Source organism: Lutibacter sp. (assembly GCF_046055765.1).
In the GTDB taxonomy this organism is placed as follows: Bacteria; Bacteroidota; Bacteroidia; order Flavobacteriales; family Flavobacteriaceae; genus Lutibacter.
On record NZ_JASFZF010000109.1, the window covers coordinates 1 to 21,349 of the forward strand.

The window sequence follows — 21,349 nt, forward strand, 5'->3', positions numbered from 1 at the left end:
TTCAAGTTTAGAAAATTGATTAATTTGTGTTTCAGACAAATCAGAAAAATAGTATGAAATTATTTCCATATAGTAATATTATGCTTGCAAAATTACTTCTTTCTAAATTAAATTAACATCTTTTGATAAAATGTTATATTTTACCAAAAATTTCTTCTCCAGAAGATAATTGGTGTAATTTTGGCATGTATATTTGTCACATATAAATTAAATTATGATTAACAAGGCGATACATTTTTCAAGAATTGACAAAGCGAAATTTTTTAGAACGCTAAACAAAAGAGTCAATACTTATTTTAAAGAAAATAAAATTAAAAGAACTGGTAACTGGAAATTATATTCCAAAGCTATTATTATGTTTACTGTTTTCCTTGTGCCTTTAATTTTAATATTAACCGTTTCTATGCCTCAATGGGCGTTACTTTTATTAACTGTAGTTATTGGAATTGGCATGGCAGGAGTTGGTATGAATGTAATGCATGATAGTAACCATGAATCCTTTTCAAGTAAAAAATGGGTAAATAAAATAATGGGAAGCAGTATTTATATTTTGGCAGGAAATGTATATAACTGGAAAGTGCAACACAATGTTTTACATCATACATTTACAAATATTCAAGGGCATGATGAAGATATTGATGCGGGTAGAATTATTCGATTTTCTAAACATACAAAGTGGTTAAAAATTCATAAATTTCAAAAATATTATTCCTTTTTATTATATGGTTTATTAACTATAAATTGGGCAATTACAACCGATTTTAAGCAAATGCACAGTTACTTAAAACGGAAACTATCGTATGGTAAATTTCCAAATCCAACATCTGAATGGACCGTTTTAATAATTTCTAAAATTATATACTATTTACTTTGGATTGTTTTACCATTAATAGTTTTAGACATTGCGTGGTGGAAAATATTAATTGGCTTTTTTGCAATGCATTATACTGCAGGAATGATTTTAAGTGTTGTTTTTCAATTAGCACACGTAGTTCCAAATACTGAAATGCCTTTACCAGACAAAGAAGGAAATTTAGAACATACTTGGGCAGTACACCAATTATTTACTACTTCTAATTTTGCACCAAAAAACAAATTTATTTCTTGGTATACAGGCGGTCTAAATCATCAAGTTGAGCATCATATTTTTCCACATATTTCCCATATTCATTACGGAAAAATAGCTAAAATTGTAAGAGAAACAACATTAGAATTTAATTTACCATACAACGAATATAAAACTTTTCAAAAAGCGCTTTCAGAGCATTTCAATCAACTAAAAACGTTAGGTGCAAAACCATCGTACACATAATTTTATGAACGAACAATTATCAAACAGAATTAACAGTTTACCAATTTCAGAAACTTTAGCAATGGCAGCTAAGGCAAGAGAATTAAAAGCTGAAGGAAAAGATATTATAAGTTTAAGTTTAGGAGAACCTGATTTTAATACTCCAGATTTTATTAAAAATGCAGCTAAACAAGCTATTGATGATAATTACAATTCTTATACTCCTGTTGATGGTTATTTAGAACTAAAACAAGCTATTTGTAATAAGTTTAAACGCGATAATAATTTAGAATATAACCCAAATCAAGTGGTTGTTTCAACAGGCGCAAAACAATCTATTGCAAACGTTGCAATGGTATTATTAAACCCCGGAGATGAAGTATTATTACCTGCGCCATATTGGGTAAGTTATTCAGCAATTACTATTTTAGCCGAAGCTTCTTTTAAAGAAATTCCTTCTACCATTGAAACTAATTTTAAAATTACGCCTCAACAATTAGAAGCTGCTATAACACCTAAAACAAAGTTAATTTTCTTTAATTCACCAAACAACCCAAGTGGTACAATTTATAGTGAACAAGAGTTTAGAGCACTTGCAAAAGTTTTAGAAAAACATCCAAATATTTATATAATATCTGATGAGATTTACGAGCATATTAATTATGGTGATCCCGTTTTTAGTTTTGCTAAGATAGAAAGTATGTACAACCGTACAATTACCATTAATGGCGTAGCAAAAGCTTTTGCTATGACCGGCTGGAGAATTGGATATATTGGTGCCCCAGAATGGATTGCTAAAGCTTGTACAAAAATGCAAGGGCAAATAACTTCTGGTGCAAACTGTATTGCTCAACGAGCTACTATAACAGCGTTAGAAGCTCCAGTTTCAAAAATTCAATATATGGTTGATGAATTCAAAAACCGTAGAAATATGGTTTTAGAATTACTAGGAGAAATTGATGGTTTTGAATTAAATGTTCCTGGTGGTGCTTTTTATGTGTTTCCAAATGTTTCTGGTTTCTTCGGAAAAGAATTTAAAGGAATTAAGATAAATACAGCAGCAGATTTTTCCATGTTTTTACTAAATGAAGCAAATATAGCAACAGTATCTGGTGAAGCTTTTGGTGCTCCAAATTGCATTAGAATATCTTATGCTGCTTCTGAAGCTCAACTTAGAGAAGCCATTAACAGAATTAAAAAAGTAGTAAGCTAATTACAACTATTTATTATGAACCAAAAGCTGAGCAAATTGCTCGGCTTTTTTTTATTACAAATAAACTTCATTATTAAATGCTCATTTATACAATTCTAATAATTTTTGTATATTTTAGTATTATTAATTAAAAAAAATAAATATTATGGCGGTAATGAAAGTGATTGAAGTTATGGCAAGTTCTGACAAAGGTTGGGAAGATGCTACAACAAAAGCGATAGCACATGCATCAAAAAGTATAAATCATATTAAATCAGCTTTTGTACAATCGCAAAGTGTTGTTGTTAATGATAATAAAGTTGAAGCATTTAGAGTTAATGTTAAAATTACTTTTGAAGTAAAATAAACTCTAAAAAACAATATTTAAAGCGCTTTAAAAAGCGCTTTCTTTTTATACTTTAATTTAATTCATGTTTTAATGCGTACATTTCTTTTACTAATTTTACTAACTACTTTAACCACTTGCACCAGTCAAACAGATAAAAAAATGCCCGAATATAAATTTACTAATAGTCTAATTAAGGAAACAAGCCCCTATTTATTACAACATGCACATAATCCTGTTAATTGGCATGCGTGGAATGAAGAAACTCTTGAACTAGCAAAAAAAGAGAATAAGTTACTATTAATCTCAATAGGTTACTCATCATGCCATTGGTGTCATGTAATGGAACAGGAAAGTTTTGAAAACGATTCTGTTGCTGCTATAATGAATAAATATTTTATTAGTGTTAAAGTGGATAGAGAAGAGCGCCCAGATATTGATCAAGTATATATGAATGCCGTTCAATTAATTACAGGAAGAGGTGGTTGGCCTTTAAATTGTGTTGCCCTACCTGATGGAAGACCTATTTGGGGCGGCACATATTTCCCAAAAGAAAATTGGATAAATGCATTAAATCAGCTCTCAAAATTATATTCTGAAACTCCTGAAAAAGCTATTGAATATGCTGAAAAATTAACGGAAGGTGTTAAAAATTCAGATTTAATTCCTAAAAATAACAATCAAATAGATTTTACAGTAAATGATTTAAACTTAGCCGTAAAAACCTGGAAACAGCGTATGGATTTTGATTTGGGAGGAAGAAAAGGCGCTCCTAAATTTCCAATGCCAAATAATTATCAGTTTTTACTTCGATATGCTATTCAAACTGATGATTTAGAAATTTTAGAATATGTAAATACATCTCTTACAAACATGTCTTTTGGTGGAATGTACGATCAAATTGGAGGAGGATTTGCCCGTTATTCTACAGATCAAAAATGGCATGTACCTCATTTTGAAAAAATGTTGTACGATAATGGTCAATTGGTGAGTTTATATGCAGAAGCTTATCAGGCTACAAAAAATAATTTATATAAAAAAACCGTATATCAAACTCTTGAATTTATTGAGAGAGAATTAACTAATAATGAAGGGGCCTTTTATTCTTCATTAGATGCAGACAGTAATAACCCTAAAGGCAAATTAGAAGAAGGGGCTTATTACGTTTGGACAAAGGAGGAGTTAAAAACAATTTTAGCAAACGATTTTGAACTATTTTCAGATTATTTCAATGTAAATCATTATGGATTTTGGGAACATGATAATTATGTGCTTATTAGAAAAGATACAGCATCCAAAATAGCTAAAAAACACGCCATTTCTATTTCAGAATTAGAAGAAAAAGTAGTTTTTTGGAAAAAAACATTATTAAAAGAACGCGCTAAAAAAAACAAACCAAGGCTAGATGATAAATCTTTAACTTCTTGGAATGCACTAATGTTAAAAGGATATATTGATGCTTACAAAGTTTTTAATGAACAACATTTTTTAGATGTAGCTATTAAAAATGCAACGTTTATTTATACGAAGCAATTACAAGAAAACGGAAATTTAAATCATAATTTTAAAAATGGTAAAAGTACTATTAACGGGTATTTAGAAGATTACGCAACTGTTATTGATGCCTATATTTCATTATACGAAGCTACTTTTAATGAATTATGGTTAAATACAGCCAAACAATTAACGGATTATACTTTTGACCATTTTTATGATCTTGAAAGTAACATGTTCTTCTTCACCTCAAATAAAGATCCAAATTTAATTACGCGTAAAATGGAAGTTGAAGACAATGTGATACCTGCTTCAAATTCAATAATGGCAAAAAACTTATTTAAATTAAGTCATTATTATTCGAATAGCTATTATTTAAAAATTAGTAAACAAATGCTTAATAATGTTAAAGATAGAACTCTACAATATGGATCTGGACATTCAAATTGGTTACAATTAATGGCTGATTATTCAGGTGATTATTATGAAGTTGCTATTTCAGGAAAAGACGCAAAAAACAAATTAATTGAAATTAACAAAAACTATATTCCAAATAAATTAATTGCTGGTAGCGCTAAAAAAAGCAATATTCCTCTTATGGAAGGAAGATATAACGAAGATGAAACCCTCATTTATATTTGTGTAGATGGCGCGTGTCAACTTCCTGTAAATGAAACAGAAAAAGCGCTAAATCAATTAAAAATTAAATTATGAAAACTTTACAAATTTTCTTTGTTGCTTTAGTAGCCTTTGAGCATATTTATTTTATGATTTTAGAAATGTTTTATTGGGACAAACCCAAAGGTTTAAAAGCTTTTGGCTTAAAACTAGAAGAAGCTAAAGCATCTAAAACATTAGCACAAAATCAAGGGTTGTATAATGGTTTTTTAGCTGCCGGACTTATATGGTCAATTATACATAAAAATAACTTTGAGCAATTAGCAATTTTCTTTCTAAGTTGTGTAATAATTGCAGGTATATTCGGGGCAATTACTACAAAAAAAATAAAACTGTTTTATATACAAGCTGTACCTGCTATAATCGGAATTATATTAACTTTACTATTAAAATAAAACTCAATGGAATACCAAAATATTTAGATCTAGCTTTCAATTTTATTAAAGAAAATTAAATAAATACAATTGGAGCAATTCTAATTTTAATAATTGGATTATGGATTGTTAAAAAAATAGTAAAACTCACCAGAAAAGTTATGGCTAAAAGAGGTGTTGATATTACACTTCAAAAATTTTCAGGTGATTTAATAAATTGGACTTTAAAAATATTAGTTTTTATAACTGCTATTTCTCAAGTAGGTATAGAGACTACCTCATTTATTGCCATACTAGGTGCTGCTGGTTTGGCAATTGGATTAGCACTTCAAGGTGCGTTAGCTAATTTTGCTGGTGGCGCATTAATCATGATTTTTAAACCAATTAAAGTTGGTGATTTAATTGAAGCACAAGGCGAATTAGGTGTTGTAAAAGAGATTCAAATTTTTGTAACCAAACTAACTTCTCCTGAAAACAAATTAGTCATTATTCCTAATGGAATATTATCAAACGGAAATATTATAAATTATACTGAAGAAGGAAAATTACGCGTAGATTTAACCTTTGGTGTGGGCTATGATGAAGATATTAAAAAAACCAAAGAAGTATTAATGCAAGTGATGCTTAATGATGAAAATGTTTTAAAAGATCCTATTCCAACTGTAAATGTTTCCGAATTAGCTGATAGTTCAGTTAATTTTGCTGTTAGACCGTGGGCAACGCCAGAAAATTATTGGGATGTGTATTTTGGAATTTTGGAAGAAGGAAAAAAAGCATTGGATAAAGCTGGTATTGAAATACCTTACCCACATAGAGTTGAAATTAGAAAATAATAATTTACTTTTTAGGTTTTATAGCAACAAAATCTTTTAAATAAAAAGGCTCAAAATAAGCAACATCTTCAATATTATTTTTTTGGTACTTTTCAAATGAGAGTTTAGACATTTCATTTGCTGAAGGTAATTTATCATCAACAAAAGTAGCATTTTTGTGGGTGATAATTCCTTTACATTTTTCAACACCATCACCAACAAAATGTACTTTTTCTTCTTCTAAATAATCACTAAATGATGCTGCAGAGATTATTTCAGCCTTTACCTCTCTTAATGATTCATTATTTGAATTAAAAACACTGCTATATACTTCCATTCTTCTTGCATCTAATAATGGAATTACAAGCCCTTCATAATTTGAAACTGACAATGCTAATGCTTGTAATGTATTTACCGAAATTAATGGAATATCTAGCGCAAAACACATTCCTTTTGCTGCCGAAACTCCAATTCTTAATCCAGTATAAGAACCTGGACCTTTACTAACTGCAACTGCTTTTAATTCTGACAATTGAATACCTGCTTCTTTAACAACTTGATTTATAAATTCATGTAATTTTTCAGCATGAGAGTATGCACCATTATTAAGTTCTTTTAAAACAATGGTTTTCCCATTATTTGCTATACTTACTGAACAATTTTTAGTTGCTGTTTCTATGTTTAAAATATATGTCAATGTTTAAATTTTAAAAGGCAAAGATACTTAATTTGATTGCTTTAAAACAAAAACATCCAATTTTTAGATTGGATGTTTTAATTAAATATTTGTTGAATAACTAATCAAGTAAAATAGATTCTCCAAAGTAAAATTTTAGGACTTTAGTTTTAAAGATATAATCGTATTTTGCTCTTATTATAGCTCCTTCAGCATTTACAAAACGACTACGAACTTGATCAAAATCAAACTGTGTCATTGCACCTAAATTGTAGCTTTCTTGTGCATTTTTAAAAGCTTCCTTTTGAGCAATTAGTGATTTTTTAGCAGCTTCATACGTTTTTACAGCAGCTTTTGCATCGTAATATGCTTTTTGAATAGTTTGTTGCAATTGTAATTTTTGACTCTCTAGTCCAAACTTTGAAATTTCATAGTTAATTAATTGTCTATTTACATTAGATTTAGTTTGATTTCTATTGAAAATAGGAATATTTAAGCTAAAGCTTACACCATAACCTAAATTATCATCTAATTGTGAAAAGAATGGTATGTATGAATTATTTTTAAGATTATAACCGTAGCCAGTACCAACATTAGCACCTAATGAAACTGATGGCATATATGATGCCTTTGCTATTTCAACCGATAAATCAGCAGATTCAATATCCAATTTAGCTCTTTTTATTTCAGGTCTGTTCCCTAATGCCTTTTGGTAAACTTCATTTGGATTTTTATATAATAAAGCAATGGATGGCGATGCTATTTCAATAACTTCAACATCAAAACCAACTGGTTCAACTTGTAATAATTGAGCTAAATCTAACAACGCCAAATTCAAGGTGTTTTCAAACGAAATTACAGATTGCTCATCGGCAGCAGCAGTTGATTGCGCATTTAACAAATCTCCTTTTGGTGCAACGCCAGCTTCAAATTTAGCTTTTGCATTTTCAATTTGTTTGGTACTAATTTCATATTGAACTTTAGCAACACTCAAATTTTCTTTGGCAAATAATACATTTAAATATGTGTTTACAACAAATAAAGAAATGTCATCTTGAATTTTTTCTAAATCAAGTTCACTTCCTTCAACGCCTATTTGAGCTTGTTTATAAGTGTTTAAATTTCTGTAACCGTTAAAAACTGTTATTCCAGAATTAATTCCAAAAGAACCACCAAAAGTACTTGTTGAAACTCTATTTTGAGAAACAGGATCAAAACCCGATCCGAAATTTAAACTACCACTTGTTGAAGCATTTAAATTTGGTAAAAAATTACCTTTTGAACTAATTACATTTTCCTGACTTATTTCAATATTTAATTTGTTTTGCTTAATTGTAATATTATTTTCTAAAGCGTAATTTACACATTCTTGAAGTGTCCATTTTTTATCTTGTGCATTTACAGTTATAAAAAATACAAATGCCAAAATTGTAACAATTTTTGTTCTCATTTTATAGAATTGAGTTTATGGTTAAGCTGATATTGTTTTATATGACGACTAAAATTATTATTTGTTACACTCTTTATCTCTTATAGAAGTGTTAAATTTTATTCTTTCTTCTATTTTTAATAATAAAGTAAAACAACGCACCTACTAAAAGGTAAGGAAATACCATTAAATAAAGAATTCCAGCGTTTAATCCTTCAGCTTGAGATTTACCTCCACTTTCCACTACAGCCCTACACATTGCGCATTGTGCATTTGCAATTTGTAAGCTTAAAAATAATAATATGAAAAAAACTTTCTTCATTAATAGTACGGAGAAATCATTAAGTAAACTACCACACCACTTATAGTAACATACAACCATAAAGGAAATGTAAACTTTGCAATTTTTTTATGAAGTTCAATGTTATTTGTGATAGCACGTATATATGTAATTAACACAAATGGAATTACTGCAATTGATAATATAATATGAGATATTAAAATTACAAAGTAACTAATTTTTATAGCTCCTTCACCTCCAAATTTTGTAGACTCTGATGTCATATGGTAGGCAATGTATAACACTAAAAAAAGCACTGAAAATACTATCGCAGTTTTCATTAATTTTTTATGAAGTTGCGTTTTTTTATTTTTAACAGCCCAAACTGCAATAATTAAAATTATGGAAGTAAATGCATTTATAGTTGCATAAATTGGTGGTAAAAAAACAGGCAATTGAGCATCAATTTTTACACCAAATAAAATGGTAACTACTAATGGAATTGCAATTGATAAAATAACAATCCACTTGTTATATTTCTTTAAATCAGTTGTCATTATTCTTTTAATAATATAGCTATATCTTCTTTTATCATTTCAACTCCTTTTGGATCTAAACCATCATAAAATGCAATTGGATTTCCAAACTTATCTAATCTAGAGCGAATATTTCCTTGTTTATCTATTAATGCAAATAAACCTGAATGTTCAAAACCACCTTTCGCATCACTATTTTCACCAGCATACAACGTAAATCCGTTATTTGCTAATTCATAAATAGCATCTTGCTCTCCAGTTAAAAAATTCCAATTTTTTAATGTTGCTCCGTGATCTTTTGCATATTGTTTTAAAATTTCTGGTGTATCATGTTTTGGATTGATGCTAAAAGAAACAATTCCAAAATCTTGATACGCATAAAACTTGTTTTGAATGGTTACCATGCTTTCAGTCATTTTTGGACAAATAGTTGGGCACGTTGTAAAGAAAAACTCTACTACATACACTTTATTAGTATAAAATGAATTTGAAATTAATTTTCCATCTTGATTTATAAACTCAAACGAAGGAACTTTATTTATTGTAGCTAATTGTGGTGTTTTAAATTTATTTACAATTTTAGGGATTGCATAAATTCCAAAAATTAAAATGATAAAAGCTACGCCTATGTATGAATATTTCTTCATGTTTAATAATCTTAGATTTCTCTTTTTCTTCGTTGTTGTTTCTCCTTAGATTTTTTTAATTGATAATAAATAATATTAATATCATCTTTCAATTTGTTTTTTAACGTTGAAACCGATCTCATATTATAACCATACAGCTTTCCTCCTTCTGTATCCTCATCATCTTTTCTTCCTCGTAAACGCAACTCCATATCTATAATATATGCATTTTCTGAATACAGGTTTTTATCTAAATTATAAGGTGTTTTAAAGCTTTTAAAAAGCTTATGAATATTTTCATTAGTAGCGTAAATAAAATGCCAGTTTTTAATATCTGTAAATGCAGAAAGTTCACTAATTACTTCTTTATATTCACTTTCCATGCCTTCAGGAAGTATCGCAACCATTTGAAATAAAGGTTTTAGATAATAACGTTTATAAACCGTTTGATTTAAATTAAATAAACTTGCTTTTGCTTCATTAATATTACTTCCTAAAAAGCAAACAATAGACAGTTTTTTGGAAAAGGAGTTGCTTTCAACCGAAGATAATTCTTTTATATCAATTACATCTTCAGTTAATATTGGCAAATTAGAATACTTATAAATTCCTTTTGATAAGAAAATATAAAATACTAATGGTAAAATAAATAAGCTAAAAAGTACCCAAAATTTCTTCATACTTTATTTTTTGTAAAAATAAAAAAAGGTGGTTAAAAACCACCTTCTTCTTTTAAAATATTTTTTTGTTTAGTAATTCCATTTTGTTAATGGACCTAAAACCTCATTTATATAACTTCCTTCAATCAGTAATAACGTGGCTAAATACGTAATTAAGAAAAGTGCTGTCCATACAACAGCTCCTCTTAAATTCTTTTTTTCATCGGCCATATGCATAAAAAACCATGTAATAAAATATGCTTTTACCAAGGTTAATACTAAAAATATAATATTTAGTATGCTTGTTCCTAAAAAATGAGTTAAATGTAAAGGTGCTGGTTTTAGAATACCTAAAATTACTTCAACCAGCGTTATTGCTGAAAGTATTCCAAATACTTTCCAAATTAATTTTGTATGTGATGTATGTTCTTGTGCGTGTGCCATTTTAATTTCTTTTTTTGAATTAAACTAAATAGAAGAATGTGAATACAAATACCCAAACTAAATCTACAAAGTGCCAATACAAACCAACTTTCTCAACCATTTCATAATGTCCTCTTCGCTCATAAGTTCCAATAATAACATTAAAAAAGATAATACTATTGATAAGGACTCCAGATAAAACATGAAAACCGTGAAATCCTGTTATGAAGAAAAAGAAATCAGCAAACAACGTTTTACCATATTCATTTTCACTTAGATTTGCACCTACAACTACCGCTTTACTTTCTTTTAAATATTTCATAGCATTTGCACGTGGAACTATTATTTTTTTCTTTAATTCAAGATTTATTTGTTCCGTTCTTATATTTAATTCCGGATGCGCTTTAAAACCTTCAATAACTTCATTTATAGTTATTGCTGGTAAATTTGCTTCTTCCACATACCATAAACCATTACTTTTTGTATGTTGTATTCTTCCTGAATGTCCTTTTTTTGCAAAACTTTCTAAAGTAACCTGATGCCCTATAGCATCCACAAATTGAATAATTTTACCATCGTTTAATTGAATTGCTCCATACGAACCTCCTATAAAATTTTTCCATTCCCAAGCTTGTGAGCCTAAGAAAATTGCTCCACCAATTATAGTTAAAAACATATAAAAAGTTACTTTGGCTTTGTTCATTTGATGACCAGCATCAACAGCTAATACCATTGTTACCGATGAAAATATTAAAACAAATGTCATTAATGCAACATAATACATTGGTGCATGTACTCCGTGTAAAAACGGGAAGTGGGTAAAAACTTCATCAGCAATTGGCCAAGAATCAATAAATTTAAAACGCATTAAACCGTAAGCGCCTAAAAAACCCGAAAATGTTAATGCATCAGATAAAATGAAAAACCACATCATCATTTTACCATAACTTACACCTAAAGGTTTTTTTTCTCCTCCATTCCAATTATCTCTATTAGCGTTAGTAGCAATAGTTGATTCCATAAAAGTATTGTTTTGATTTTTAGTTTAGTTCCGCCAAAAGTACATTTTTTTTATTATCTAATAAAATAGAAAAATAAAAATAGATAAATCCATAAAATATCAACAAAATGCCAAAATATTGCACCTAATTCTAATCCTAAAAAATTTACTGAAGAATACTTTTTTGTTATATGATTATAAAATACAACCAGCAGCACAATAATTCCAGCTGCAATATGTGCTAAATGTACTAGCGTAATTCCGTAAATAAAAGATGATTTTACGGTACTTTGAGCGCCTGCAAAATACAAGCCTGAATTATACAATTCATTAAATCCTTCAAACTGAAAATAAATAAAACTTACACCTAAAATTAACGTTGAAGCTAAAAATAAAGTTGTTAATTGTCTATTTTCTTTTTTAATAAAAAATTTAGCCAACATAAAAGTAAGGCTACTTACAACTATTAATATTGTACTTGTAAAAAATGCATCGGGCAAATCAAAAGATACCCAATCATTACGTTTTCTACTTACAACATAAGCACTTGTTAAGCCTGCAAACATCATTGTCATACTAATCATTGAAACCCACAACATAGGTTTGGCTGACTTTCTTTTTGCTTGATTTAATTCTTGTTTTAATGTATTATCCATTTAATGTAAAAATTTATCTGCTACGTAAATTACCTGAATTAATGTTATGTACAAAACACTCGATAACATTAACTGCCTTGCTTCTTTATTTGTTTGATTTTTATACAATTTAACTGCATAAAACAACATTATACTTCCTAAAAGAAGCAAAATAACTGCAGTAATTGGGTAAATATAAAAACTTCCTGTTAATTTCAAAACTGGTATTATTGAAACAAGTAGTAAACAAATAGTATAAATTATAATTTGTACAACCGCTTTCTTATTTTTTTGTCCCATTGGCATTAAGTTAAAACCTGCCTTTTTATATTCATCATATTGTAGCCAAGCAATAGCCCAAAAATGAGGAAATTGCCAAAAGAACTGAATTAAAAATAACATCCCAGGTTCAATAGAAAAATTATTTGTAGCGGCTACCCAACCTAACATAAAAGGTATAGCTCCAGGAATAGCACCTATAAAAACCGACAGAGGTGTTATAGATTTTAAAGGTGTGTAAATACTTGTATATAAAAATATAGAAATTGCTCCAAATAAAGCACTTTTAGGATTAATACTATATAAAATTACCAAACCTAAAATTGTAAATGAAATTGCAATAAGCAACGCCATTGAAACATGCATTCTACCTGTTGGTAAAGGTCTGTTCATGGTTCTCTTCATTAAAGCATCGGTATCTTTTTCAATAATTTGATTAAATGCATTTGATGCACCAACCATTAAATAACCACCAATAGCAAGCATTACCAGTGTTGGTATATGAATTTTATCAACCGCTAATAAATAACCTGCTAACGATGAAAATACAACACTTAATGATAAACCAACCTTTGTTAGTTCTTTAAAATCATTAAATACTGCTGAAATATTCACATTAACAGTTCTCGAATTTGAAGTTATTTGCATTAAAATTAGTTAAAGTAAGTGCAAATATATTTTTTTATTAGAGAATTACAACCTAATAGTTAGTTGATTAAAAAAATAATTGAAATAATTTATAAAAAAGTCTTTGCAATTAGTTTAATTATTTTAAATTTGCACTCGCATTTGAGAGATTGAGTGTACGTTCTAAAAAATATGACTGCGAAAGTAGCTCAGGGGTAGAGCATCACCTTGCCAAGGTGGAGGTCGCGGGTTCAAATCCCGTCTTTCGCTCTACAATATAAAAATACCAATGCTGAAGTGGTGGAATTGGTAGACACGCTGGACTTAAAATCCAGTGGGCTGTAAGGCCCGTACGGGTTCAAGTCCCGTCTTCAGTACTAAAACTCTTGTTAATCGTTTGATTTTCAAGAGTTTTTTAGGTTTTATACTGACTCATTTGCTGAAAAAATTTCATGTAACTTCGTTACAACTATTTAAAAAACCAGAACCTCACTGCGTATAGAGGGGCGTTGCCCTACATAATTGTTAATTATAATAAATTGAATGAAAATATTTTAGAAAAGAAAAGTAGTTTATTTTCTAAAAAAATGATGAAGACAAAAAGTCTCCATCATTAATAATAATATTACATTTAAATACTATATGTTTTTATAAAGCACCTTCGTCATAAGCCTGCTCTCCGTGTAAAGCATCATCAAGTCCTGCTTGCTCATCCTCTTCAGATACTTTAACTTTTGTAGCAAAATTTATTACAATAAGCATTACATATGTGAAAACAAAAGCATAGGCTGAAGCTGCAATAACCGCAACAACTTCTTTTATAAAGAAAGCTGAATTACCTTCTAACAAACCAGATTGCCCATTAATAGTTGATGAGGCAAATATTCCTAACATAATTGTTCCAAAAACGCCACCCATTCCGTGTACACCCCATACATCAAGAGCATCATCCCAGCCCCATTTGTTTTTAAACTGTACTGCAACATAACAAAGTGAACCTGCCACAAGGCCTATAACCATAGCGGCCCATAAAGGTACAAAGCCTGCTGCTGGTGTAATAGTTGCTAAACCAGCAACAAAGCCAGTTAATAATCCTACAAATTTAGGTCGCCCTTCTCTAATCCATTCTATTATTAACCAAGTAACACCTGCTACTGAGGCGGCAACATCAGTATTTAAAAATGCTGTTGTTGTAATAGCATCAACTTGTAATTCACTACCAGCATTAAAACCATACCAACCAAACCACAATAAACCTGTTCCAATAGCAACTAAAGGAATACTGTTAGGAATCGATTTAGTATCTTTTCTTTTACCTACATAAATAACAGATGCTAAAGCTGCAAAACCTGCTGTTGCGTGAACAACAATACCTCCTGCAAAATCTAAAACGCCCCATTCGGCTAACAATCCACCACCCCAAATCATATGAACGAAAGGATAATAAACGAAAATTTGCCAAGCCACTAAGAAAATTAAATATGCCTTAAATGTAACTCTATTTACAAATGCTCCTGTAATAAGTGTAGGTGTAATAACTGCAAACATCATTTGATATGCAATAAAAATATAGGTCGGATACTTTCCTCCGGCACCAGAATAGGCATCGTCAAAAGCAATCCCTTTAAGGAAAGCCCAATCAAAATTACCAATAATTCCGCCTTCGCCTCCGCTAAAACATAGTGAATATCCAAAAGCTATCCATAAAATTGTGGTAATACCTAAAGATACAAATGTTTGCATCATTATACCTAAAATGTTTCTTTTCCCTGCTAAGCCTCCATAAAAGAAAGCCAGACCGGGTGTCATTAACATTACAAGACTTGTGCTAAGAATCATAAATGTTGTAGTTCCTGTATCAAAACCCATAATTATAAATTTATGTTATTATTAAATTAAAAAAATTGTATTTCTAAAATGAAAATCCAGCTACTAAATAAACTTTTTCTGCTTGTGGATTAGTTATTAGCGATACTGTTAATGGTAAATTATAATAGCTTGTTATTTTAATCTCTTTTGTAATGGTAATACCTAAATTTACGACACCCATATAATTGCCATAATATCCAGACTCGCCCTTATCTCTATCTACTTGAGTTAAGTTAGTTCCCATAAAAATATCAAAATGCTTAAACGAATACGTTAATTCGGCATAGGTAGAATATTGATTTTCTCCTACGGTTCCATCATCATTTATTTTTTTAGAATCGGCACCATATACATTGGTAGCAATCATTAGAGATAGAGGTAATTTTTCAGTTCCATTAAATGTAAGTGCTGCTTCGAAAACGTGACCTGTGGTCAATTTTTTGTAATCAAAATAATTTTGACTTACCAAATCGCTTTGAAAATAATAATCGGTTACCATTACAGTAAATATTTCTTTGTGAAAAGTGTATTTAATATATAAATCCGATTCCTGATAACCCTGAAAGTTAATAGCATAAGCACCCCAAGCTCCAATTGCAAATCCTGATTTACTATATTCAACACCTAGCTGAATACTTGGTGATGCTCCAAAATCTGTACCCCTCCACACATATCTGCTCATTAAATCACAACTAATACTAATTGGATTTTCTACTTCAGTACTGTCTTTTTGCGCATACAAACTACTTGATAGACTGAATATTATTGCCCATAAAACTATAAAACGATATTCTTTCATCTTTTAATTTTAAATTAAAGTATAAAGATGCAAGGAATATAGATTCTAGGCAATTGTGCTATTACGTATAATTAGATACGTGTTTTACGTAGTTTTATAATTCGATAATGTTATTTTTTATGGCAAATTTGACTAGATCGACTGTACTGTTTAGATTTAATTTACGCATAATACTTGTTTTGTGAGTTTCTACTGTTCTAATACTTATATTTAATTTTTTAGCAATATTGGGGTTATTTATTCCTTCTACAACATAAAGTAGTATTTCGTGTTCTCTTTTAGTAAGATTACTTAGTTTATCATTAGAAATGTTATTTCCGTATTTTGCGCTTTTAAGATAGCTTTTTAAAATAGTATCTGATATTGATTTACTAAAATATTCTCTACCATTATACACTTCATTTATAGCTTTTAACAGTTCTTTACGAGTTGTGTTTTTAGGTAAATAGCCATTTACTCCTGATTTAATTGCATTAAAAATAAAGTCTTCTGAGGTATACATCGACAACATCAACTTTTTTATTTTCGGGAAATTGGAGGATAGTATTTTTGAAACTTCTATACCCGACATCGTAGGTAAAGAAATGTCTAATAAAACAACGTCTGGGATTTGTGTTTTAAGCAAGTTGAAAAATTCGTAAGCACTTTGTGCCTCGCCAATTATCTCAATATTAGGGTTTTCTAATAATAAAGCTTTTATACCATCTCTCACTATTTGATGATCATCAACCAATATAATTTTTATCACATTCATCACTCTCAGTATTAATAGGGACTTCAATATTAATTTTTGTTCCTTTTAAAATTGCCGAAATTATTACAAGTTTACCAGATAATAAAGCAACTCTATCTTTAATATTATTTAATCCATTCGATTTTACAAATTTAGTTTTTGATTGGTCAAAACCACAACCATCATCTTCAATACTGATAGAAATAATATCTTCTTCAAACAAAAGAAGGATACTTGCATTTTTAGCCTTGGAATGCTTTATTATGTTTGTAAGTCCTTCTTGAATTATCCTAAAAAGATAAATTTTAACTTCTAAATTAAGATTTTTTCTAGAGCCCTCCACATTATACTGAATATGAATATCTGTTGTTTCTGAAATTTCGTTACAAATATTTCTTACGGAACTTGTTAAACCAAACTCCGACAAAGTTGCTGGCATTAAATTATTGGATATTCTACGTGTTTCTTCAATGGTTTGATCAAATAGAATGCTTAAATCGGCAAAGCTATCCGTTTTATGTATCAACTGGTTAAGGCAACTTTCGTATTTTAATTTTAAACCTATTAATAACTGCCCTAAACTATCGTGTAATTCTCTAGACAATCTTTGCCTTTCAGTTTCTTGACCATCAATTAAAGAACGTAAACTTTTTGACTTTTCAATTTCTAATTCTTTGGCTTGTGTTTTTAGCTTTTCAATCATCTGATTAAAAGTATCACTTAACTCGCCTATTTCATCGTTTGAATTATAATGTATCTCAACCTCGAAATTTCCTAATCCTACCTCATGAGCGGCTTGATTAAGTTTTTGAATAGGATATGTTATTTTTTTAGAAAGAACAATAATTACAATTAAAACAATGAGAAATATAAATATACTAATAAAAATTATTTCATTTCGTATTTTGTATATAGGGACTGTAACTTCCTTATAATCAATCTCTACAAAGATAGCCCAATTAAGATCTGGGATATTTATTTTATTATAAGAACTTAGAACTTTAACTCCTCGATAATCTTTTATAACTTTTGTGCCTGGTAAATTCACAAATGCAGAATCAACGGCTTCTGTTTCTACATAGGTGTTTAATATAGAATTAGTTTGAAATCGTGAAGAACTTCGCATCAAATAATCGTCTCCTACCAAATAGGATTCTCCCGATATTCCAAGCCCATTAGAAGGGTCGTTGTTTAACATTATTGAATCTATTGCGCTAGGGAGTATCTCAAACACAATTATTCCAATAGGGTTATTCTGCGAATCGGTTATTTTTGAACTTAAAGTAATATGAAATTGGCTTAAACTGTCTGTTTGAGAAAAATCATTTAAATAAACTGAATTACTTGCAATGGTGTTTTTCCATAATAAATTATAGTTAATATTATCTACCCCATTCGCTTTAACAGGGTATACAAGCTTGTTGTACCCTATAATATAAATATTATTATAGTATTCTTTCAATATTTCATTCACAAATGAGTTATTAAAATTATATGAATTATTATCAATAATATTAAACTCAGATGAATTATTTAATACATTAATTTCCCTTATAATACCTTGAATATCTGATGATGATGTTGCCAACTGAACATCCTTTTTGCAATTATAAAAGAAATTTTCTATTAAATTGGTCTTTATTACCCTAACAGAATTCATTTGACTAAAAGCCCTATCTAAAATTGCAATCTTGGCATTAAAAAAAGAATATGATGCCACAATAATAATTATAACAACACTAAGTAAAAATGATGCAATTATTAATTTATCTGTTATTGAAAATCTTCTCATATATAATCATCCAAAGATATATTTTATAATAGATTATTAAAATAATAATACTATTAAATATTGAATTATATTTATAAAGTAAAATACTTACAAACTCGTCAAATATACGTAAGCAACAAAGACTAAAAGATAATGCTGGCAGTCTACAATCACAGAAATCGTATGTATCTTTGGAGTAAATATAAAACCAATAAATCCCAGAAACTAAATTAATAACTACGTACATCCCAGTCGTTTATAGCAACTAAAAAGCAGGTTTATTCAAGTTGTAAGCCATTGCTGTGAGATGCATTACCTTGTTTGTTTGCTGTATTCCAATAGTGTTTATTTTTAGAAGCCCCTAAAAAAAGCAACGTTTATTACGTTATAACCTTGAATGTAGTATTTGTTCTAAATTACAATTTTTATTTCACCAAAGATAAAATTGATAAATGTTTAATATTAAACATTTAGTATAATTTTTAATTAAATTAATCCTAAACAATAGAATAATTTGTATTTTTAATTTTTATGATATTTTTTATATTTATGGATTTTAATATTCCCTTATTTGCTGGAATTATTGCTGCTGTTGTTCATGTAATTTCTGGTCCTGATCATTTAGCAGCTGTAACACCGTTTGCTATTGAAAGCAAAAAAAAGGCTTGGAAAGTTGGTCTTTTTTGGGGAATTGGTCATTTATTAGGAATGTTGTCAATTGGTGTTTTATTCTTACTTTTTAAAGAATTTATTCCTGTTGAAAAAATTTCAACTCATAGTGATAAATTAGTAGGTATATTGTTGATTGGATTAAGTATCTGGATTTTTATTCAACTATTCAGAAAAGAAAAAAATCATTCACATACGCATATTCATACTGAAAATAATGGTATTATTCACAAACATTCTCATCAACACTCTGAAGAAAGCTCACACAATCATCAACATTTAAATTTAAAACAAAATAATTTAGCTTCCTTATCCTTTGGATTTGTTCATGGTTTAGCTGGTATTGCTCATTTTTTATTGTTTTTACCCGTTTTAGGATTTACATCTAAACTAGCATCTACCGAATATATTATTGGGTTTGGAATTGGAACCATATTGGCTATGGTTTCTTATGCTATTGTTATTGGACATATTTCTCACACCTCAAAAAACAACCACAATAGCAACTTTTTTAGAGGAATTAGATTTGCAAGTGGTTTATTTGCTTTAATTATAGGTGTTTATTGGTTGTTTATGAATTAATTTAAGAATACTACAACACATCATAAAAATTAAAAAGAATTATAAAGCATCTGTAGAACGATAAAATTAAACTATATTTTACCCAAACACTCCACTATTAAATAAGTACCTGCTATATTGTTATTTCCTGCATACCAATTGGTTAGTGTTCCACCAGTTTTTCTTAGTTCAAATAAGGTATCAGTAACTGGTGCAACAAAAGCATAGCTTCCCTGATCACCAGCACTTTGATTCTGGGCGCTATCTGCAAATCCTCCTCCAGCAGTTCCAATTTTTGTTCCGTTAGTTGCATTAAAAATTGAATACCCATAATAGTTAGTTATACTAAGAGATCTTACATAACCATAAATTTTGTATCGGTAACCTCCTTTAAGCGTTACACGCCCTAGACTAGCTACTCCATTATTAACAGAATAATAGGCTGAAGTATAAAGCGTTATTAGCCCCATTGAATTGTTGGATGTGTGCGTAGTATTAAAAGGACAATGGTCTCCAGTTCCAAGGTAACTGGTTGAGTTGGATGATAAACTAAAAATTGCATATTGTTTTGCTGCTTCTAAATCGGCTAGTATATTATCTAACTGTGTTTGAGCGTTAGAGCTTAAACTATTTATGTACTGCAACTCTGTATTTGAAACAGTACCATCAGCTAATTTTACAGCATCAATACCCGTGGCTACTTTAGCATTGGTAACTTTTGAATTTCCTATAGTTAATGCTGTTGCACCTGTAACATCACCAGTATGTGTTGCATTGGTAACTTTTGCTGTATTAGCAGCGACACTAGTATTAGCAGAAACTCTAGCTTCTGTATAATATAAATTGGTAGTGCCTTCGGTGAGCGCATCTGTAGTTGTAGGTGCTGCAGCAGGCGTTATCCAACTTGCCAATCCAGTAGCATCAGACGTTAACACTTTTCCAACTCCTGGTGTACCACTTTCAATTTTTACCGTTCCTGAAACTTCATAATTCCCGTTTATTCTAATTAAATTGTTATCAAATTCACCATAAATTAGAGGGGTTGCTGAGCTTGAGTTCTCAATATATAACTTATTGTTAAATGCCTGACTGCTTGATAAATAACCAGCATAATTACCCAGTAAAACATTACCTGAACCATTCGTTTGATACCCCGCATGAGATCCTAGTACTACATTATCACTACCAAAATTAAGGAAATTTGCATAGCTCCCAATTACAGCATTATTGCTTCCTGTAGTCGTGTGAGGTGATGCTTGATATCCGACACCTACATTATCAGTTCCAGATGTATCGTTATATAACGCATTTATACCTACACTCGTATTCTGATTCGCACCATCATCATTAAATCCAGTACCGCCAAGAAAAATACTTGAACCATCACTTTTACCATCATAAAGGCCATTAATACTGGTTGCTCCTATCTGTTTTTCCCAAGCAGTACCATTATTAACATATAAACCCGGTATAACATCACCTGCTGTGGCTGTGTTATACACCACCATACCTGCAACATGTGCTGCCAGCGGACTAGCAGATGTTGTACTAGTTAATGCCACACGTGGTGGCAAAAACCCTTTGTTGGTA

At 29.7% G+C, this 21,349-nt stretch carries 21 protein-coding genes, 2 tRNA genes and 1 pseudogene; 9 read left to right on the top strand and 15 right to left on the bottom strand.

Annotated features, from left to right (window positions below; translation table 11 throughout):
* The first annotated feature begins 214 nt into the window (after positions 1-214).
* The 6 genes from QM495_RS10510 to QM495_RS10535 all read left to right on the top strand — a co-directional run bounded on the left by QM495_RS10510 (position 215) and on the right by QM495_RS10535 (position 6,208).
* Positions 215-1,312: a fatty acid desaturase family protein gene (locus tag QM495_RS10510; protein ID WP_408672065.1), complete on the top strand. Its 1,098-nt coding sequence runs from the start codon at positions 215-217 to the stop codon at positions 1,310-1,312.
* A gap of 4 nt (positions 1,313-1,316) precedes the next feature.
* The gene (locus QM495_RS10515; RefSeq protein WP_408672066.1) at positions 1,317-2,504 is read left to right on the top strand and encodes a pyridoxal phosphate-dependent aminotransferase; all 1,188 of its coding nucleotides are present in this window, start codon (positions 1,317-1,319) and stop codon (positions 2,502-2,504) included.
* Between the two features lie 145 nt (positions 2,505-2,649).
* Positions 2,650-2,850 carry a dodecin family protein gene (locus QM495_RS10520; protein ID WP_408672067.1) on the top strand — a complete coding sequence of 67 codons (201 nt, stop codon included), beginning with the start codon at positions 2,650-2,652 and terminating at the stop codon, positions 2,848-2,850.
* Positions 2,851-2,991: 141 nt separating this feature from the next.
* Positions 2,992-5,037 carry a thioredoxin domain-containing protein gene (locus QM495_RS10525; RefSeq protein WP_408672068.1) on the top strand — a complete coding sequence of 682 codons (2,046 nt, stop codon included), beginning with the start codon at positions 2,992-2,994 and terminating at the stop codon, positions 5,035-5,037.
* Complete coding sequence (locus tag QM495_RS10530) at positions 5,034-5,396, top strand: DUF1304 domain-containing protein (RefSeq protein WP_408672069.1); 363 nt, start codon at positions 5,034-5,036, stop codon at positions 5,394-5,396. Before QM495_RS10525 ends, QM495_RS10530 begins: the two co-directional genes overlap by 4 nt.
* Positions 5,397-5,455: 59 nt before the next feature.
* A complete protein-coding gene (locus QM495_RS10535) occupies positions 5,456-6,208 on the top strand; it encodes a mechanosensitive ion channel family protein (RefSeq protein WP_408672085.1) in 753 nt (250 codons plus the stop codon).
* A 4-nt stretch (positions 6,209-6,212) separates the two neighbouring features.
* Here the strand turns inward: QM495_RS10535 and tsaB are convergent, their stop codons facing one another.
* From tsaB to cyoE, 10 genes are all read right to left on the bottom strand, one after another.
* Positions 6,213-6,884, bottom strand: a complete 672-nt coding sequence (gene tsaB / locus QM495_RS10540; protein ID WP_408672070.1) for a tRNA (adenosine(37)-N6)-threonylcarbamoyltransferase complex dimerization subunit type 1 TsaB — start codon at positions 6,882-6,884, stop codon at positions 6,213-6,215.
* 100 nt (positions 6,885-6,984) lie between these two features.
* Positions 6,985-8,313, bottom strand: a complete 1,329-nt coding sequence (locus tag QM495_RS10545; RefSeq protein WP_408672071.1) for a TolC family protein — start codon at positions 8,311-8,313, stop codon at positions 6,985-6,987.
* Between the two features lie 91 nt (positions 8,314-8,404).
* Complete coding sequence (locus tag QM495_RS10550; protein WP_408672072.1) at positions 8,405-8,614, bottom strand: hypothetical protein; 210 nt, start codon at positions 8,612-8,614, stop codon at positions 8,405-8,407.
* Positions 8,614-9,129 (bottom strand): DUF420 domain-containing protein, encoded by a 516-nt coding sequence (locus tag QM495_RS10555; protein ID WP_408672073.1) that lies wholly within the window; start codon positions 9,127-9,129, stop codon positions 8,614-8,616. The genes QM495_RS10550 and QM495_RS10555 overlap by 1 nt, the downstream gene beginning before the upstream one ends.
* A complete protein-coding gene (locus tag QM495_RS10560) occupies positions 9,129-9,755 on the bottom strand; it encodes an SCO family protein (RefSeq protein ID WP_408672074.1) in 627 nt (208 codons plus the stop codon). The genes QM495_RS10555 and QM495_RS10560 overlap by 1 nt, the downstream gene beginning before the upstream one ends.
* A gap of 11 nt (positions 9,756-9,766) precedes the next feature.
* Positions 9,767-10,414: a hypothetical protein gene (locus QM495_RS10565; RefSeq protein WP_408672075.1), complete on the bottom strand. Its 648-nt coding sequence runs from the start codon at positions 10,412-10,414 to the stop codon at positions 9,767-9,769.
* Positions 10,415-10,483: 69 nt separating this feature from the next.
* On the bottom strand, positions 10,484-10,837 hold the full coding sequence (locus tag QM495_RS10570; RefSeq protein WP_408672076.1) for a cytochrome C oxidase subunit IV family protein: 354 nt from the start codon (positions 10,835-10,837) through the stop codon (positions 10,484-10,486).
* Positions 10,838-10,856: 19 nt separating this feature from the next.
* Positions 10,857-11,837, bottom strand: a complete 981-nt coding sequence (locus tag QM495_RS10575) for a cytochrome c oxidase subunit 3 (RefSeq protein ID WP_408672077.1) — start codon at positions 11,835-11,837, stop codon at positions 10,857-10,859.
* A gap of 53 nt (positions 11,838-11,890) precedes the next feature.
* Positions 11,891-12,472, bottom strand: a complete 582-nt coding sequence (locus tag QM495_RS10580) for a heme-copper oxidase subunit III (RefSeq protein ID WP_408672078.1) — start codon at positions 12,470-12,472, stop codon at positions 11,891-11,893.
* Positions 12,473-13,378, bottom strand: a complete 906-nt coding sequence (cyoE, locus tag QM495_RS10585; protein WP_408672079.1) for a heme o synthase — start codon at positions 13,376-13,378, stop codon at positions 12,473-12,475.
* Positions 13,379-13,555: 177 nt separating this feature from the next.
* Here cyoE and QM495_RS10590 point away from each other — a divergent pair.
* Both QM495_RS10590 and QM495_RS10595 read left to right on the top strand, forming a co-directional pair.
* Positions 13,556-13,627 (top strand) — tRNA-Gly (locus QM495_RS10590).
* A gap of 21 nt (positions 13,628-13,648) precedes the next feature.
* Positions 13,649-13,734: transfer RNA gene (locus QM495_RS10595), tRNA-Leu, on the top strand.
* A 271-nt stretch (positions 13,735-14,005) separates the two neighbouring features.
* On the opposite strand, the gene QM495_RS10600 is transcribed toward QM495_RS10595, so the two are convergent.
* The 4 genes from QM495_RS10600 to QM495_RS10615 all read right to left on the bottom strand — a co-directional run bounded on the left by QM495_RS10600 (position 14,006) and on the right by QM495_RS10615 (position 18,550).
* Positions 14,006-15,226 carry an ammonium transporter gene (locus QM495_RS10600; RefSeq protein WP_408672080.1) on the bottom strand — a complete coding sequence of 407 codons (1,221 nt, stop codon included), beginning with the start codon at positions 15,224-15,226 and terminating at the stop codon, positions 14,006-14,008.
* Positions 15,227-15,269: 43 nt separating this feature from the next.
* Positions 15,270-16,025, bottom strand: a complete 756-nt coding sequence (locus QM495_RS10605; RefSeq protein ID WP_408672081.1) for a hypothetical protein — start codon at positions 16,023-16,025, stop codon at positions 15,270-15,272.
* 94 nt (positions 16,026-16,119) lie between these two features.
* Positions 16,120-16,779 (bottom strand): response regulator, encoded by a 660-nt coding sequence (locus QM495_RS10610; RefSeq protein WP_408672082.1) that lies wholly within the window; start codon positions 16,777-16,779, stop codon positions 16,120-16,122.
* Positions 16,751-18,550 (bottom strand): HAMP domain-containing protein, encoded by a 1,800-nt coding sequence (locus QM495_RS10615; protein WP_408672083.1) that lies wholly within the window; start codon positions 18,548-18,550, stop codon positions 16,751-16,753. Before QM495_RS10615 ends, QM495_RS10610 begins: the two co-directional genes overlap by 29 nt.
* A gap of 510 nt (positions 18,551-19,060) precedes the next feature.
* On the opposite strand from QM495_RS10615, the gene QM495_RS10620 reads away from it, so the two are divergent.
* Positions 19,061-19,780 carry a sulfite exporter TauE/SafE family protein gene (locus QM495_RS10620; RefSeq protein WP_408672084.1) on the top strand — a complete coding sequence of 240 codons (720 nt, stop codon included), beginning with the start codon at positions 19,061-19,063 and terminating at the stop codon, positions 19,778-19,780.
* 71 nt (positions 19,781-19,851) lie between these two features.
* Here QM495_RS10620 and QM495_RS10625 read toward each other — a convergent pair.
* Positions 19,852-21,349, bottom strand: a pseudogene (locus tag QM495_RS10625) (hypothetical protein); the annotation flags it as partial.